The sequence below is a fragment of the Lacticaseibacillus sp. YLM2-1 genome (assembly GCF_056583465.1).
This window is the reverse complement of sequence record NZ_CM152617.1, coordinates 2,699,411-2,716,094: the sequence shown is the minus strand read 5'-3', so window position 1 is coordinate 2,716,094 and position 16,684 is coordinate 2,699,411. Positions and strand designations below refer to the sequence as shown.

Here is a 16,684-nt window from a genome sequence, read left to right as displayed (position 1 = left end):
TGACTTTTTTACGTTGATAAATCGTAGTCACTTTCCTTACTGTGTCAAGAGGCTGTGACGTTGGCGTTCACAATCTCGCTATAGACGGAGAGAATGTTTTCGAAATCTTTTGGCGTGAGGTTTGCTTGGATCGAAACAATATGGCAGTCAGGTGATGGCAGCATAGATAGATTAGTAATCAGCATATCAACATGTTGACATTGTTGGCGCAACTCGCTGATCGTTTTGGCAGTGATCAGTGTCATATCAAGCCGAGATTTTAGATGATATGAAATGTCGTTCAGCAAAAACTGACTGTGTTCAAAACTAGTGTTAAAGAAAATCCCCGCCTTTACTCGTGGGGCGCTCGCTTCTAGCTGATCCATCAAGCCTTTCCAAGCGGTAACGAGCATAAACAGTAATTGATTGATCACCGAATCATCCAGGTAGATGTCGAGCTGTTCTCTGTTTAAACAAGCGACCAATTCTTTTTTGATGCGGCGGGCAAATCCTTCATGGTAATGATTTAGATTGACAAAGAAGTCTTCGCTAGGGTTATGCAAGATTTTAGCTGAAGTCCAGGTGTAGCTCGTTGCGTTGTAAAGCAGCAACAAAAGCTCATCTTTGTTAATTAGAACCAGTTGTTCACTTTTTTCGATCTTCGCGAAAAACGCCAGCAAAGTACGACGGACTTTTGCGATGGCTTCATCGTGTTCAGCTTTTTTTTGAAGATCATTAGCGGACCAAGCATATCTTCGGTTGAAGAATAAAAAGAATAACTGATGAAGAACGTCTTTGGTGCAGTCAATGTGATAGCAGACCGCTATTTTTTTACTTAACTTTTCTGAAAGTAAAAGGGAATACTGTTCGTCGATTTGATTGTGACCAGCTAAGCGGCGCCCTTTTTTAAGCCTTTTAAAACTGATGAACAGCATCGTCCGAAGTTTATTCAAGTAGGAAAAGACCTGCCGATCGGGGCTCTGTAAAGACGGGAACTGGGCGAAAAACTCCGAAATAAGCTCATCTATGACCCGAAGTTCCTGCTCAGGCGCGACAAGATCAAGGACATCATATTTTTCAAGCAAATAGCAATAATAAAAAAAGCGAATCTTTCTCTCATCGCCGACCATGTCCACTGACTTGGTATCAATCCAAAAACCGTATTTTTCCAAAGTTTGATTGATGACCGCTATCTTCCTTTTTAAGGTTGACTGACTAATGAAAAGTTTTTCGGCTAAAACAGCCAGCGTTGCATATCGATGGATACAAATATTTTCGATAATTAAAAAGTGCGCCGATTGTTTATAGATCGATGCGTAGATATAAAAAGAATTAAGTTGAGCGTCATAGGTCAATCGGATACCAAATTTCTGACTACTTTCAATTTTAGCGGGATTAATGTATTGATTAATTTCCCCGATGCTTTGGCGAATCGTTCTGGATGGAATACGCAATGTATGAGCGAGTTCGCCAATTGTCACCCATTCTCGGCCAAGTAAAAAGCGAACAATCCGAAAGTGTCTAAGCAAATTGCTTTCTAAAAGTTCTTCCATAAACTCTCCTTCTTTGCCTAACGTTAGGCAAAAAGTGAACTTCAACTAGGCGGTAAATTAGATTATACTAACTTTCATTGTTAGAAATCGCTAATATTGGGTGCATTATAACACCGTTTCGATTTGGAATTCAATTGGGAAGGTTGAAAATTTGCATGCGAAAAAACAAAAAATTGAAACTGGTATGCTTACTACTTTTATTAGTTGGCATTGTCAGCATTGGAAGCTACGTGTACTTGCATAGAAGCGTTCCCAATGTTGTTGCAAATGGAGGTGGTGCTGAAGACACTTCCTTCGTGAAGAATATGACGGATGAAGAACTCAAAGAATATCTGCAAGAAAAAGCCGACAAAAGCAAATTTCATTTAAAGCTTGATACGAATATGGTTTTCAATGCCGCAAATGAAGTCGGGACGGTCAATATCTTGAATCCTGCGAGCAACCAGTACGGTATTCGGGTGCAAACACGATTAGAAGGACAGAACAAAGTCATTTACGATTCCGGTTTAATTAAGCCCAAACAATATGTTGAGGCTGGTGAATTGAAAGCCAACCTTAAAAGAGGCGTTTATAAGACACAAAGCACCGTTACCTATTATGAACTTGCCGATTCTTCAACAAAAATCGGTGAAACCGCAGTTGTCGGTCAATTATCAGTGAATAACTAGTCTGCTAGTTATCAATAAAAGCAAACTAATGGAGGAACAAAAATGAAAAAGACAAAACTTCTGACACTATGCGGTGTATTAGCTATAGGGGCATCACTGCTTGGATCAACCCAAGTGTACGCTTACGAAAATGGCCAAAATGATCCTCATGCTGCTACTAACACGCTAGAAGTGAAGAAAACAGATAGTGCAACGATTTCGGCTGAAGGAACGTTTGAACCATTTGATCCTACCAAACTACCTGATCCGGCTAAACCAACGCCTAAAAAAGATCATAAAGCATGGGTCGATGTCAAAATTCCCTCAAAAGTTTTGTTTAGTCAAACCGACGTCAGTGAAGGTATTATTTCACCGAATTATGAAATCCAGAATCTATCAGCCAAAGGCGTCAAAGTTTCCATTAATGATTTTACTGATGGCGATAATGCTAATAAATTAGAGGGTCGCTTGGATCTAAATTTAAACTCAGACGGCAAAAAGGTTGCTTTGCGTTCAACTGACAAACAAAAAGTACCTTCTTTTCCTACTGAGATTGGTACGATCACAAGCCAAAACGGGAAAATCCAGTTTACTTTGGCTGGAAGTGTCAAAAAGGGTTTTGACTTCACCAAAGAGACAGTTAAAGCAAATTATAAATTAGTCCTTAAATTCGAAGTACAGTAAAGATCATGATGAAGAAAGGACAGCTTAGTTTCTTCTTGATGGCCTTGTTTTTCTTTATGAATATGCCACCGCATATAGGCCTTGCGGAAACCAATGCAAGTATTGAGGTGGAGGGTATCATTGGCAACCAGCCAGTTGATGTGACTGACAAAAACGATGCCGGCAAAAGTCCGATTGTTCAGCGCAAGGAACCTAATGACAAAATAAGGCAGGAGATGCCCGAACTGGGGGCAGATGCCGCGCAAGCGCAGGTATTCTTGATGTTGGGGTTACTGTGCCTTTCCGGTGCAATTTTTGTGTACTGGACAAGGAAATATCAAGGAGAAGATGGCAATCAGGGAACTGCCAGCAATGCCACCAAAAAAGTCGAACCTTAGCAATATGAGAATCAGCGTCATACCAGTCATCGAAAAAATTTGGTATAACGCTGATTTTTTAAGGAGTAAAGCAAATGAAGAAAATTTTGAATCTATTGCTAGTCATTGCCCTTGTTATAACTTCTGTGGCATTCCCGCGTCCAGTAGAGGCGGCCCGATCTTATCCAAATCTCGTGAGAAGTAAAACCGAGGCGCAATGGAAAGATTTTATCAAGCGACTTAAAGCGACAAAGGTTGGGAGTAAAGCGGGGGAAGAAGTAGAAGTGTCATTAAAACCATCGCCAACTTTTAAAGAAGAGAGAGTAAGCGGCAATCTTGTTATTGAAGTCGGCCAGGTTGCGAGAGAGATTGTCGAAGTAAAATCTAGTGATCCGGAGACATTATCAGCTAAGGTAGTGAATAAATCGACTATACGACTCAAAAGAGGCTTCGGCACTAATTCTAAAGTTAGTATTTCCGTTAAATATAAATTAGCTTGGAAATTTGATTTGAGAATGGGAAGCATATCCAGTTTTCAATATTATACTGAGAATTCAAATGGATATCCGGCAATTGAAACTGAATTCAGCGAATCTATGGAAATGAAAATACCACTTGGCTTTCTTCTAGCGCGCAACGCTAAATATGTTTTAGGTGAAAAGTGGAATACAGCAAGTCGTTCAAGGATGATGGTGTCGGCGACAGATGCCGATGGTAGCCCTGTTAATTACAGTGACAGCAGGATTGGGGCGACCATCCCAGATGAGCTTTCAAAGAGAATTAAAAATGGCAGAATAGATGCCAATATTGATTCGCCAGTTGGCCTGTTTTTTAAGTCATCGGGCGGGCGCATAGATTCGCCTGGTAAAGCCACCTCAAGCTATGGGAATACCGTTGTTCTACGGGGGTTTGAAGCTCAAAATGGGGTTGAGTCAATAAGAGATGCCGCAGGAGCGTTTGCCCTAATTGAAGAGGATGGCAGTCCTAAAATCATTGCCACTTCCGGTGCAGTTAACGACAATGACAAAATTCATCAAGAATTTCCTGGAAAGTTTTATGTTGAAACTGCTTTGTTTAGCATGAATAATGTTAACGACTTATCCCTTGCGGATCAAAACCCGACAAAGGTGATCACTGCCAACGGCGATGAAAAGAAACAGGATTTTTTGGATCGGTGGGGGAGTGCCCGTGCGATGTCGGTCAATTATGGGGATGTTTTCAAGGCAAAAGAAGCGGAGGGGAAAATTGGCTATACGCAAGCTTCAAACTACACTTCTTTAGACACCTATCAACAGCCTAAAGAAATCTTTTTTGAGGTGACGGATTTACAATTCAAGTGCAACAAATTAGTCAAATAGAAAAGACTCATAGCCTGAGTCCTTGTAAAATGGAATCACCACAAGACCAACTACAAGGAGAACTCGACTATGAGTCCGTACACCCATCTTACCTTAAAAGACCGTGAATCGATACTGCTTGGTATCTCTACAGGCAAAACTGGGAAGTCAACACTTTTTCGGACAGTTTGCTAAGCGACTTTTTGTGAAGCTTGGTCATACAAGGAAAGCCATGCTACTGGTGCAAGATAGTCTAAGCGTGCTTGTACCCTTACGCGGTTGTAAAAGGTCTCGATGTAAGCGAAGACTTGCGCTCTCAGTTCATTGATATCTTTAAATTGTATCTGATAAATGAGCTCTTTCTTCATGATGGCAAAGAAGCTTTCGCTCCAAGCGTTATCACCCGGTTTTCCCAATGCTGAGAAGCTACGTTGCCAATGATATTGGTTGACCAACTTTGTCACTGCTTTGGCCGTGTATTGGCTACCACGGTCACTATGAAAAATACACGTTTCTGGCAAAGCCCACCTTTGGTGGGCTTGTTTAAGTGTCGCTAAGACTAAATCCGTGTCCATATGATTGGATATTTGATGAGCTAACACTAGGTTGCTGTTCAAATCCCTTATTTGGCAAATGTAAGCTTTTCCTTCTGATGTTGTCGTCTGTGTAATGTCACTTGATAAGGCTTCAAACGGCTTAAAAGATTGGTGTTTCACTAGATTGGGATAATCACCTTGACGAGCAAGGCGGCTATCGGTCAAACTCTTCGGATGACGACAACGTAGCGTTGAATACAGACCGGCATCAGCCATCAGACGGGCAACTCGGTGATAGGAAGCTTTATTACCATTTTTACGCAATAAACCGCAGATGCGTTTGGGCCCGTAAGTGCCCTGTCCTTGATCAAAAAAGTGTTTGATTCGTTGACGATATTGCCTTTCTTTGGCGTTTCGCTTTGGCAAAGCTCTCCGCCAAGCATAATAACCACTCGTTGATACGTCTAACAAACGCGCCCACCTTACCACAGAAACAGAGGTTTCCCTCAACATAAAAGCATACTTATCGCTGGGGGTTACTTCTGGAGACTGGCAAAGTAGGCGGCGGCTTTTTTTAACATATCACGCTCCAATGCTAATTCGGCATTTTCACGTTTTAAGGCACGGTTCTCAGCTTCTAAAGAAGCAAACGGTGTTTGCTTTCCATCTTCGGTATATAGCTTCCGCCAACGATACAGGGCACTTTCAGGAACACCAAGTTCGGAGGCAATGATTTTAACTGGTTTGGAAGAGTTAAAACTCAAATGTACCGCATTTTTCTTAAAATCTTGGTCGTAGCGATTGCGTGAATAGGTCATTTTGAGGACTCCTTTCGGATAAATCAATTCTCTTATGTTTCTGTCCGAAATTCTAGTACAGACCCACTCTTGATACCATCGCCAAAGAGATAGGTCGTTCCAAGAGTACAGTCAGCCGTGAAATTGCACGTAACGGCGGCTGGCGGAACTATTCGGCAGCCACCGCTCAGGACCGCTACCGGCGGGTTCGCTTGGCTAGCAGGCGTCCTCGGATCCTCGATCGACCGGGGACTCGTGACGCTGTCATTCGATATATCACGGTGCTACATTGGTCGCCTGAGCAGATTGCCGGTCGCTTGTCACTAGAAGGCAGTCCTATTCGCATCAGCTATTCGACTATCTACAGAGGTATCTACCTAGATAATCTCGGTGTTCCATTGAAGAGCCATGGTGCTCGCGGGCTACCAAGGCTGCTTCGACACCGAGGCAAGACGCGCAAAATCAAAGGCACCATAAATGAACGCCGGGGGCGCTTCAATGACGTGCCATCAATTCACGACCGACCCCGGTCGGCAGAAAATCGCAGCTGGTTTGGTCACTGGGAAGGCGATACAGTACGCGGTAAAACAGGACACTCTGCATTAGTAACATTAGTTGACCGTAAATCACGCTATCTGCTTTCGAAGCGAACGGCCAACGCAAAAGCTGACACTGTTAGAGACGTCATGATTGAGCTGCTTGGTGCCTTACCAGCTAACCGAGTAAGAACAGTGACTCCTGACCGTGGAAGGGAGTTTGCCCGGTACAGGGAGCTGGCAGAACGTCTGAATACAAAGGTCTTCTTTCCTGACCCACACGCGCCTCAACAACGAGGAACTAACGAAAACACCAACGGACTGATTAGAGAATACTTTCCCAAGAACACAGACCTAGACCTTCAGAGCGACCAGGAAATTGAGACTTACATTGAACAACTGAATAATCGACCACGCAAGGTCTTAGGCTGGAAGACGCCATCAGAAGTCTTCATGGGTAAAAAGTTGCACTTGAGTTGACAATTCGTCGTGACAAAAAATGGGTACAAGCCATTAGCCATCAATCAATTAAGTTCTAAAAAGATCTCAGTCACTCAAAAAGATTCGCAAAGTACAATTGCGCAACAACTGCAAAATACTATTGACACTAAAGGTAATTCAAACATCACCATTGAAAAATTTTCGGAGTATCCTGATGTGGATACTGCAGGTGAAAAGACGGCTAAAGTGCTTGTGTCACAAACCTTATCGAGTGGCAAAAAAGTCAGTTATCCTTATGAAGTGCCAGTAACCGTGATCGCCAAGCCGGGCAAACTTAAAACACAGGAAGCTTTTTATAAACTTGGTGAAAAGTGGAACACAGAAAATCGTTCAAGGATGATGGTGTCGGCGACAGACACTGATGGCAGTGATGTGCCATACAGTGACGGCAGAGTCGGGTCGAGCAATCCTGATGAAGTTAAAAAAGCGCTCAAAGATGACCGAATAGATAAGCTCTTTAAAGCATCCGTTGAACTCGTCTTTGCGTCCATGGGCGGAACAGTCACTTCTATTAGTCCAGTTGAAGCAAAGTATGGGAACGCCATTGTCTTACGAGGATATGAATATGGCCCTCGTGATTCAGCTGGTGTGTTCGCTTTGATTGAGGAAAATGGTAACCCGAAAATTATCGCGACTTCGGGGAAGTCAACCGATAACGAAGCCATTCATTCCTCGTTTCCCGGAAAGTTTTATGTTGAGACTGCTTTGTATAGCATGAATCAGCATACCGAGTTAGTGCTTGATAAAAGTACGCAAACGATGGTCATTAAAGCGAACGGCGACGATAAGAAGCAAGACTTTTTGAACCGTTGGGGCACTTCTCGTACGCTGTCCGTTAATTACGGCGATATTTTTAAAGCCAAAGAAGCAGAAGGAAAAATTGGCTATACACAAGATTCAACATATACTTCCTTAAACCGCTATCAACAACCTAAAGAAATCTTTTTTGAAGTCACGAAAAATGGCTACCGGCCTTTGCAAGTTAACCAACTGACTTTTAAAGGGTTGGTCGTCCCACCAGCTGTTAAAAAAGAAGCGATTGAAAAAGAAGTCAAAAATGCTATTGATAAAAACAAGCAAGCAACGGTGACATTCGAGAGGATAACTGACTATCCAGACACCGCTCACGATGGGTTTCAAGATGTAAAGGTGCAAGTTTCTGAAAAGCTTACTTCAGGGAATAAGGTGTTCTTCACATACACAATTCCAGTTGTCGTTAAAGATACAGACGATCAATCGGATGATCAATTTATTCTCACGGCAAAAAACATAACCGCTTATTCTAATCAACTAGCTAATAAAACGTCCGATCAGTTGGCGGCGTTTATTTTGAAGCAAAGTCAAGCTCAGGCTTGGGAAAAGAATAAGCAGACCCCCTCCGAGAAAATCAAGGTGATCACAACGGACCTAAAGCCTGAATTTGGTACTTATCAGGCAACATTAGCGATTGGTAAGCTTCGAAAAGAGATTTCAATCAATGTCTTAGCATCAAACAATATGATCGATTTGACGATTCCGAAAAGTCTCGCCTTTGGTTCGACTGATGTTGATCAAGGTCAGATTGTCTCACCCAACTATGAGATCAAGAATCGTTCAAAGACAAAAGTCAAAGTGGTTTTGCAACAAGTTAAGACCACAACCAAATCATCGATTAAGTTAGTGCATGTTAATGATCCTGATCCAGTAAACGCCTCAGAAAGTGCCAGATTATTTTTGAAAGGCAACGAAAAATTTGCCGCAAATAAAATCCCGCTTGATGATTCAACAGCGAATCAAGAGCTAGGAACGTTAGATGATCAGGCTAAGACCAGTGTGTCGTTGTCGGGCCAATATTTCGGTGATTATTCGAGTCGGCAAAATCTGGCCATGGATTTAACCTTTAAGTTTGAGGTATTACATTAATCAGCGAGGCGGAACGAAATCATTCACTCTAGGATTTAAAGAATGAACGCTATGAAGACTTTGCCAATTTAGCCGACCTTTTCAAGGATTTGCATCCTGATCGTTAAATATACTGCCTACTTTTACGTGGCAGGCTGGCTGCATGAAGATTTTCGTGCAGCTTTTTTGATTCGTTTGGTGAAATTCAAAAAGTGGATTAATAAATTCTGTCGGGAAAATAATTTATTTTATTTTTACAAGCACCGCGTCAATATTAAAACGATTGCTGGTGTATACCAAAAGTTCACGATGATTGCGCTTCCAATTATGCGATGATAAGCTCTCTGAGATTATATGTTGGCTATTTTAGGCAGTTGAACGATTTAGCGGCTGTAGCTGAACGGAGCAACGTCTTGATTGATGATCACCTATCATCGAAAATCATTTTAACAGGGGGAAGAGCATGAAAAAGTTTTTGGTAAGTGTAGGCCTATTGGGAATGATGGTGCTTTCGACCGGGACGGATACTGGGTACGCGGCTGATGATAGTGCCAGCGCGGTCGCAACACCATCGTCGGCCACGTCGAGTTCAGAAATACTGAAGGCTGTTAGTGACGAACCGGTTGCCACGGAAGTTCCTGCGCAAGGGGCTAAGCCTATCGAGAAGGCAGCAACAGCAACAAGTACTTCCTCAGATCGTGCTGAGTATGCGACGATGCGCGCAAGATGGCGTGACCGCCTGATTGCGACCAAGCCAGATATGAGTGATCCCAATGCTAAGGCTTATTTGACAGACTTGGCAGCACAGAGTCAAACGCTATGGGCGACGATGGATCGAGGGGCTAATCGTAGTCGGCTTTGGCCGAAGAAAAGTTCGGACACGACCTCGGCGGATTACACCTCGATGTTTACCAATATTAAAATGTTAACATTGGGTTACTATAATCCTGTGAGCCAACAGTACCAAAATCCTGAGGTGTATCAGGCAATCATTGATGCGATTGATTTTATGGAGACGGCCAAAAAATATAACGGGAGCTATTCCACCGGCAATTGGTGGGATTGGCAAATCGGTTCGGCACAACAGCTCGATGATACTTTGATCCTGTTATACAATGACTTGCACCGACAGGATCCAGAAAAGTTGGTCAAGTTTGTGCAACCATTGTTGGGTTATGCCAAGGATCCTAATATTCAATGGCCAGCTTACACAGCAACAGGGGCCAACTTGACGGACATTTCGATTTCGGTTTTGGCTAGCGGGTTGTTGTTAGAAGATGACAAGCGGGTTGCCCTTGTTCAACAGAATTTACCTAAAGCGATGGGGCTTGTGACCGCCAAGGATGGTATCTATGCAGATGGTTCCTTCGTTCAACACACCTTTTTTCCATACAATGGCAGTTATGGCAACGAAATGATTAAAGGCATCGCGCGCGTTTCATCGACCCTCGTTGGTACGCCTTGGGCTATTAGTGAAGTTCAGTTCGCGAACGTTTTTAACTTAATTGACAAAGGCTTTTTGCAATTGATGGTGAATGGACGCATGCCGTCGATGGTTTCGGGTCGTAGTATTTCGCGCGCACCAGGGACGAATGCGGAAACCACGGAGTTGGAGACTGGCAAAGAGACGTTAGCCAATCTGACCTTAATTGCCAAGGCAACGCCAGCAACATTGAAGCAGAAAATTTATCAGGCCGTTGCCACTTGGGTTGCACAGGTGGGTGAGCGCTACAATTTCTATGACAAGCCACGAGATTACGCGGCATTAAATGGTCTAAAAACGGCTTTGCATCAGGCAACAGCTCAGAAAGATGACGTCAGTTCGCTGAATATTTATGGGGCGATGGATCGGGTCATGCAAAAAACGCCGACGCACGCGGTTGGCATCGCGATGTACTCCAATCGAATTGCCAATTTTGAATACGGTAATACCGAAAATAGCCATGCTTGGCATACGGCTGACGGGATGGTTTATCTGTATAACAATGATTTGAATCAATTCGGTGAAGGCTACTGGGCAACGGTTGATCCGTACCGCCTTCCCGGAACGACAGTTGACACGGTGTCACTGCCGGATGGTGCGAAGTCGTCTTCAAAAAGTCCACAAGCTTGGGTTGGTGGCGCGACTGATGGGACCACCGCCAGCGTTGGCATGGCATTGAATAAAGTCAATGAAGGTCAGAACCTGCAGGCGATGAAATCGTGGTTTTTGCTGGATGACCAGATCATCAATCTCGGTGCCAATATTAACGGGACAACTGCCGCTGATATCGAAACCATTATTGACCAGCGACAAATCAATCCGGCAACGACCCAGATGACGGTGGATGGTCAGGTATATACGAACCAAAAGACAGTCAGCCGGTGGGCAAATATCAACACCGCCGATCCTGAAAATAATGTTGGCTATATTATCGCAAAAGGCAATGCGCCCGTTACGATCAATCAGGCGACGCGGACAGGCACTTACAAAGATATTAATGGGTACTTCCCATCCGACACGGTTTATAAGCATACTTATGCAACGTTGGCAGCCATGCATGGCGCAACCGTTAAAAATGGATCTTATGAATATGTCACTGTGCCAAATGCGACGGATACAAAAGTCGCCCAGCTAGCGAAGTCACCAGACTATACGGTTCTCGCAAATACTGGCGAGTTGCAAGCAATCAAGACAAAAGATCAGGTGATGGCCAATGTTTGGACCAAGGCCGATCAACTGGATGGCCTTGTTTCAATTGATCAGCCGGCCGCGGTCATCATCAAAGCACTTGGCAACAGTGTTTATCAGCTGACGGCTGCCGAACCAAGTCAAACCGGTAACCTAATCAACTTCAGCTTTAACTACCCAGTTCATCTTCAAGGAAAGACGGAGGCGCTCTTTTCAACGAACGGCCATGTTTTGACCTTTAATCCGGCTGATTTGGCAGGCGCCAGTCGAGCGGTCACCTTTAAGCTCGATGTACCAGTTGACCGTACTACCTTAGCTGCGACTATCAAAACTGCAGGAAATTTGAAGGCGAAGGATTACACGAAAGCAAGTTTCGCGACCTTAACGCAAGCACTGACGGAAGCAAAAGCAGTCATCGCCGATTTAGCGACTGACCAGCAGACAGTGGATGATGCTAATACAGCGTTGGTGGCAGCCATTGATGGGCTGGTAAAAACTGCTGATACGAAAGCACTTCAGGCTGCTTTGACTGCTGCGGCGAAACTTGATGCGAAAACTTATACCGATGCTTCATGGCGGGACTTGCAAGCAGCGATTGATGCTGCAAAAGACGTTCTGACGCTTGACGAGCCGACCCAAGTTATGGTGGATCACGCCACGAAGGCCGTACTTACTGCACAAAAAGCGCTCGTCAAACGATCACAGACAGATCCAAGCAGCAAAACCTCACCGACCAAACCGTTACCAGCTGATAAAAACGGCCGGCATCAGAAAATGCAAGCAGATATGCCACAAACTGGCGATAAGGTCATTCAATGGCTAAGTTTGGCAGGCGTGGGCATGCTTTTGCTGATTGGCGGCTTGATGATTTGGCGTAAACGGCGTGAGCAATAGTCAGACGGGTTACAACACAAGCGGTTAGAACTAAAATTTATAACTGCCAAACGAAGATGAATAGTTTCTATGCTTAGTAGCACCACTTTTGTGCTAGCAGCTAAAGACAAACCAAAACAACCACCCAACAAGAAACGTGTTCCGAATCAGCGGAACACGTTTCTTGTTGTCTTGAAAGGGTTTTCACGATAAAACTTGTCTGTTATGTTTAGATCAACAAGAAAATATTTTGCTATTACTAGAAGAGGTGACAAAGATGAAACAGAAGGTTATGGACGGTTTGCAGCGCTTTTCCAAGGCCATGTTCGTGCCCGTGCTGATCCTGCCGATTGCGGGGATTCTGATTGCGATTGGGAACATCTTTACCAATCAGAAGCTGCTTGAAGTGGTGCCGTTCATGAATAATCCGGTGACAAAAGGCTTCGGCTTGATTTTGTCCGGATCGTTGGTGTCAATTTTAACCAACCTTGGGGTGATTTTCTGTGTGGGCTTGGCTGTTGGGTTAGCGAAGAAGAAGAAGGCAGAGGCTGGGTTTACGGCGCTGCTGACATTCTTGGTCTTCATTAACGCGATGAACAAGTTTATGGAACTGCGCGGGATTTTATCGAAGGCCGAGAATCTTCAAGGTACCGGTCAAGCATCGGTTCTTGGCGTTCAAATTCTCGATATGGGGGTCTTTCTAGGTATTATTTTAGGGTTAACGGTTGGCTTCATTCATAACAAATTTGTGGATACTGAATTTCGCAGTGCCTTTCAAATTTATGGTGGCAGCCGGTTTGTCTTCATTGTTTTGATTCCAGTTACTGTCATGTTAGCAGTCTTGCTGACGTATGTCTGGCCGTTTATTCAAATGGGCATTTCCAGTCTGGGGCACGTGATTAATCAAACCGGCAACTTCGGCCTTTTCCTGTATGGGTCGCTTGAGCGGTTACTCATTCCAACTGGTTTACATCACCTTATCTATACGCCATTCCTATATACCTCGCTTGGTGGGGTTGAAGAAATCGGCGGGCACATTTTTGAAGGCGCACGGAACATCTACTACGCCGAAATGGCTAACCCCAATATTCATCTGTTGTCACGTTCGGTTATCTGGGACGCGCGAGGCATCTCAAAAATGTTTGGTCTGATCGGTGCTTGCTTGGCAATGTATCAAATGGCAAAACCTGAAAACAAGAACAAAGTGAAAGCCATTTTGATTCCAGCCGTTGTGACCTCCTTTTTAGCAGGGGTCACGGAACCGATTGAATTTTCCTTCATGTTCATCGCACCATTGCTGTTTGTTGTTCATGCAGCCTTAAGCGGGTTAAGCATGGTGGTTTTGAACCTTCTGAACGTTCGGGCGATTGGTCCGAATGGCTTCCTTGATTTTCTGCTCTACAATGTGCCGCTGGGGGTCGGTAAAACCCATTGGCCAATGTATATCGTTGTCGGCATCATGTTCTTCTTTATCTATTACTTCAGCTTCAGATTCTTAATCGGCAGGTTCAATTTGAAAACGATTGGCCGTGAAGCTGATGCAGAAGAGACTAAGCTTTACAGCAAAGCCGAGTATCAAGAAAAGAAACAAGCTCCGCCGGTCAGTGTTCCTAAAGGTGCGACGGAAGTACCGGTGGCAACGATTATTGAGGCGCTAGGCGGTGCCGACAATTTTGAAAGTGTCACGAACTGCTACACACGCTTAAGAACTGTTTTGAAGAATCCGGAATTGGTAAACGAAACAGTCTTAAAAAATGAAACCGGTGCCAGTGGTGTCATCAAAAAAGGCAACAATGTGCATGTTGTTTATGGCCTTGCCGTTACGAAAGTTCGCGCGGCGGTGGATGAAGCATTAGGCTTTGATGCGGCAGAAGTTGAGTAGAAAGAGCGTGAACCAGCCCGTTTAGAAATCGAAGTGTAAGTGGCAGTGAGCGCGTTTAGGGGGACAATATAATGAATCAGAATAAACAATTTTCCATTGTCATTGCAGGTGGCGGCAGTACGTACACAGCAGGGATCGTGATGATGCTACTGGAAAATGCGGAACGTTTTCCACTGCGAGCATTGAAACTTTATGATCTCGACGAAGAGCGACAGGCGACGATTGCTGAGGCAATTGCTATTGAGCTAAAAGAAAAGGCCCCGGCGATTGACTTCACTTGGACCACTGATCCGCAGACCGCCTTCACTGATGTTGATTTCTGTTTTGCCCACATTCGTTCCGGCGGCTATAAGATGCGTGAGCAAGATGAAAAGATTCCACTTAAACATCACGTGGTCGGTCAAGAAACTTGCGGCCCTGGCGGTATTGCCTACGGGATGCGCAGTATTGGCGATATTATCGAACTGATTGATTTTATGGAAAAGTATTCGCCAGATTGCTGGATGCTCAATTACTCAAACCCAGCGTCCATCGTAGCCGAGGCATGTCGGCGATTGCGGCCTGACGCCAAGATTCTCAATATTTGCGACATGCCTGTTGGTACCCAGCGGCGGATGTCACAGATCATCGGCTTGCAGCCAAAAGATCTGGAAGTCCGTTACTTTGGGATGAATCATTTTGGCTGGTGGACCAGCATTAAGGACAAAGCGGGCAATGAATATTTGCCGCAGATTCGGGATTATGTGGCTCATCATGGCTACTTGACCCAGATCGAAGTCGACACCCAGCACATGGATGCCAGCTGGCAAGCAACTCACAAAAAGGCGCAGGATTTGTTGGCAGTTGATCCGCATTATCTACCGAACACGTATCTAAAGTATTATCTCTATCCGGATTACGTGGTGGCTCACTCTGATCCTGACTATACGCGCGCCAATGAAGTCGAAGATGGCCGTGAAAAGCGCGTCTTCAGTGCCGCCCAGAAAATTATCGATACCGGTACCAGTGACGTTGGCTCCTTCCCGATCGACAGCCACGCCTCTTTCATCGTCGATCTTGCCTGTGCCATTGCCTTCAACACGCATGAACGCATGTTGCTAATCGTGGAAAATAACGGTGCGGTGGCCAATATCGACGACGACATTATGGTCGAAGTACCGTGCATCGTTGGCAAAGACGGTGCCGAGCCGCTGACGCAAGGCAAAATCCCGATGTTTCAACGGGGGATGATTCTCAACCAAGCCATGGTCGAAAAACTAGTCGTTGATGCATGGATCAATCATGATTATCAAGAACTGTGGCAAGCCTTGACCTTATCCAAAACCTTACCAAGCGCCCAAGTGGCGAAGGAAGTCTTGGATGATCTCATCGAGGCCAATCGGGAATATTGGCCTGAGTTGAAGCATGATGAACATGAGGTGCACTTGATTAGTGAGAGCGCAGTGAGCGAAATTTAGGGCTTGGTGATTTTGAGGAGTTCTTTACAAAAATATTATTCGACACTTTAACGCAGACTAAGGGCCGTCAACTTCTTTCGGGATAAGGGATTGACGGTCCTTTTGCGAGTGCACGTTTTATCGTAAATTCGTGCTCTCTTCGCTGTGGCACCTTCTCTAAGGCTGCTAGAAAAACTATGAACCAAAAGCAAAATTGATGGTAGTTTTTGGTTATAGAAAAAGCAGTGTCAATTCTCCTGTACTTGCGCTTATAATTCAAATGACCGCGTTAGGAGGAAATCAGTTGAAATCAACATTGCTTCTAGTGGAAGACGAAGCTGCATTGGCAGATTCATTAACAACAGAGTTCGAGTTAGAGAATATGTCAGTTATTTGGGCAAAAGACGGCGCGGAGGCATTGACGCTGTTTAAGAACAATGAAGGTAAAATCAATGTCATTATTTTGGATTGGATGCTGCCTAAACTAGACGGGTTTAGTGTTTTGCGGAAAATCAGACAATCCAGCCAAGTGCCTATTATTATGTTGACGGCTCGTGACTACATCGGCGACAAGGTGGCTGGACTGACTGGCGGGGCCGATGATTACATCACCAAGCCTTTTGAAATGGAGGAACTGGTTGCTCGTGTCGAAGTCGCCTTGCGTCACAATCGGCAGGCTGTCTCACCAGCGACTATTTTTCAAGTCGATGATCTGCTGGTGGATACGGATAACAAACGCGTTCAGCGCGGTGAGGTGATTATGCCATTGACACAGCGCGAATATGAGTTGCTTGTCGAACTTGTTGCCCATCAGGACGAAGCTTGTTCGAGGGATGACTTGCTTGATGCCGTCTGGGGAACCGACTTTGACGGTCAACCTAATATATTGGATGTCTATATCAGAAACTTACGTCATAAAATTGATGATCATTCAGGTAGCAAGAAACTCATTCATACTGTTCGCGGCGTCGGCTATATGCTCTCGGCTAATGTTGCATCCATTTAGTGAGGCGAT

11 protein-coding genes and 2 pseudogenes are annotated in these 16,684 nt (G+C 44.5%); 11 read left to right on the top strand and 2 right to left on the bottom strand.

The features are described 5' to 3' along the window. Positions 1 to 44: 44 nt before the first annotated feature. Complete coding sequence (locus AC07KQ_RS13105) at positions 45 to 1,532, bottom strand: AcpB/EbpR/MafR family transcriptional regulator (RefSeq protein WP_013246121.1); 1,488 nt, start codon at positions 1,530 to 1,532, stop codon at positions 45 to 47. A 155-nt stretch (positions 1,533 to 1,687) separates the two neighbouring features. On the opposite strand from AC07KQ_RS13105, the gene AC07KQ_RS13100 reads away from it, so the two are divergent. The 4 genes from AC07KQ_RS13100 (at position 1,688) to AC07KQ_RS13085 (ending at position 4,577) form a co-directional block, all read left to right on the top strand. Next, positions 1,688 to 2,200 carry a hypothetical protein gene (locus tag AC07KQ_RS13100; RefSeq protein WP_013246120.1) on the top strand — a complete coding sequence of 171 codons (513 nt, stop codon included), beginning with the start codon at positions 1,688 to 1,690 and terminating at the stop codon, positions 2,198 to 2,200. 42 nt (positions 2,201 to 2,242) lie between these two features. Beyond that, positions 2,243 to 2,863: a hypothetical protein gene (locus tag AC07KQ_RS13095; protein ID WP_003576685.1), complete on the top strand. Its 621-nt coding sequence runs from the start codon at positions 2,243 to 2,245 to the stop codon at positions 2,861 to 2,863. Between the two features lie 5 nt (positions 2,864 to 2,868). Further along, positions 2,869 to 3,240, top strand: a complete 372-nt coding sequence (locus AC07KQ_RS13090; protein WP_013246119.1) for a hypothetical protein — start codon at positions 2,869 to 2,871, stop codon at positions 3,238 to 3,240. Between the two features lie 74 nt (positions 3,241 to 3,314). Further along, positions 3,315 to 4,577 (top strand): hypothetical protein, encoded by a 1,263-nt coding sequence (locus AC07KQ_RS13085; RefSeq protein WP_480156570.1) that lies wholly within the window; start codon positions 3,315 to 3,317, stop codon positions 4,575 to 4,577. Positions 4,578 to 4,747: 170 nt separating this feature from the next. Here AC07KQ_RS13085 and AC07KQ_RS13080 read toward each other — a convergent pair. Beyond that, positions 4,748 to 5,910, bottom strand: a protein-coding gene (locus tag AC07KQ_RS13080; protein WP_121496551.1) for an IS3-like element ISL1 family transposase whose coding sequence is annotated in 2 segments (ribosomal slippage) — positions 4,748 to 5,670 and positions 5,670 to 5,910 — 1,164 coding nt in all. Because the reading frame shifts where the segments join, the coding sequence is not laid out codon by codon here. Between the two features lie 65 nt (positions 5,911 to 5,975). On the opposite strand from AC07KQ_RS13080, the pseudogene AC07KQ_RS13075 reads away from it, so the two are divergent. From AC07KQ_RS13075 to AC07KQ_RS13045, 7 genes and pseudogenes are all read left to right on the top strand, one after another. Then, positions 5,976 to 6,905 (top strand): annotated as a pseudogene (locus AC07KQ_RS13075) (IS30 family transposase); the annotation flags it as partial. Between the two features lie 3 nt (positions 6,906 to 6,908). Next, a pseudogene (locus tag AC07KQ_RS13070) lies at positions 6,909 to 8,828 on the top strand (cell surface protein); the annotation flags it as partial. Positions 8,829 to 8,954: 126 nt separating this feature from the next. Beyond that, positions 8,955 to 9,143 (top strand): hypothetical protein, encoded by a 189-nt coding sequence (locus AC07KQ_RS13065; RefSeq protein ID WP_003606154.1) that lies wholly within the window; start codon positions 8,955 to 8,957, stop codon positions 9,141 to 9,143. A 127-nt stretch (positions 9,144 to 9,270) separates the two neighbouring features. Further along, positions 9,271 to 12,372 carry a polysaccharide lyase family 8 super-sandwich domain-containing protein gene (locus tag AC07KQ_RS13060; protein WP_480156569.1) on the top strand — a complete coding sequence of 1,034 codons (3,102 nt, stop codon included), beginning with the start codon at positions 9,271 to 9,273 and terminating at the stop codon, positions 12,370 to 12,372. A 256-nt stretch (positions 12,373 to 12,628) separates the two neighbouring features. Further along, positions 12,629 to 14,233 carry a PTS transporter subunit EIIC gene (locus tag AC07KQ_RS13055; RefSeq protein ID WP_013246115.1) on the top strand — a complete coding sequence of 535 codons (1,605 nt, stop codon included), beginning with the start codon at positions 12,629 to 12,631 and terminating at the stop codon, positions 14,231 to 14,233. Between the two features lie 71 nt (positions 14,234 to 14,304). Continuing rightward, positions 14,305 to 15,690, top strand: a complete 1,386-nt coding sequence (locus AC07KQ_RS13050; RefSeq protein ID WP_003567965.1) for a 6-phospho-alpha-glucosidase — start codon at positions 14,305 to 14,307, stop codon at positions 15,688 to 15,690. A gap of 283 nt (positions 15,691 to 15,973) precedes the next feature. Next, a complete protein-coding gene (locus AC07KQ_RS13045) occupies positions 15,974 to 16,675 on the top strand; it encodes a response regulator transcription factor (RefSeq protein ID WP_003567963.1) in 702 nt (233 codons plus the stop codon). Positions 16,676 to 16,684: the final 9 nt, after the last annotated feature.

Coding starts and splice junctions, on each gene's coding strand:
- AC07KQ_RS13100 (WP_013246120.1), top strand. CDS start 1,688: ATGCGAAAAAACAAAAAATTGAAACTGGTATGCTTACTACTTTTATTA.
- AC07KQ_RS13055 (WP_013246115.1), top strand. CDS start 12,629: ATGAAACAGAAGGTTATGGACGGTTTGCAGCGCTTTTCCAAGGCCATG.
- AC07KQ_RS13095 (WP_003576685.1), top strand. CDS start 2,243: ATGAAAAAGACAAAACTTCTGACACTATGCGGTGTATTAGCTATAGGG.
- AC07KQ_RS13085 (WP_480156570.1), top strand. CDS start 3,315: ATGAAGAAAATTTTGAATCTATTGCTAGTCATTGCCCTTGTTATAACT.
- AC07KQ_RS13090 (WP_013246119.1), top strand. CDS start 2,869: ATGATGAAGAAAGGACAGCTTAGTTTCTTCTTGATGGCCTTGTTTTTC.
- AC07KQ_RS13060 (WP_480156569.1), top strand. CDS start 9,271: ATGAAAAAGTTTTTGGTAAGTGTAGGCCTATTGGGAATGATGGTGCTT.
- AC07KQ_RS13105 (WP_013246121.1), bottom strand. CDS start 1,532: ATGGAAGAACTTTTAGAAAGCAATTTGCTTAGACACTTTCGGATTGTT.
- AC07KQ_RS13050 (WP_003567965.1), top strand. CDS start 14,305: ATGAATCAGAATAAACAATTTTCCATTGTCATTGCAGGTGGCGGCAGT.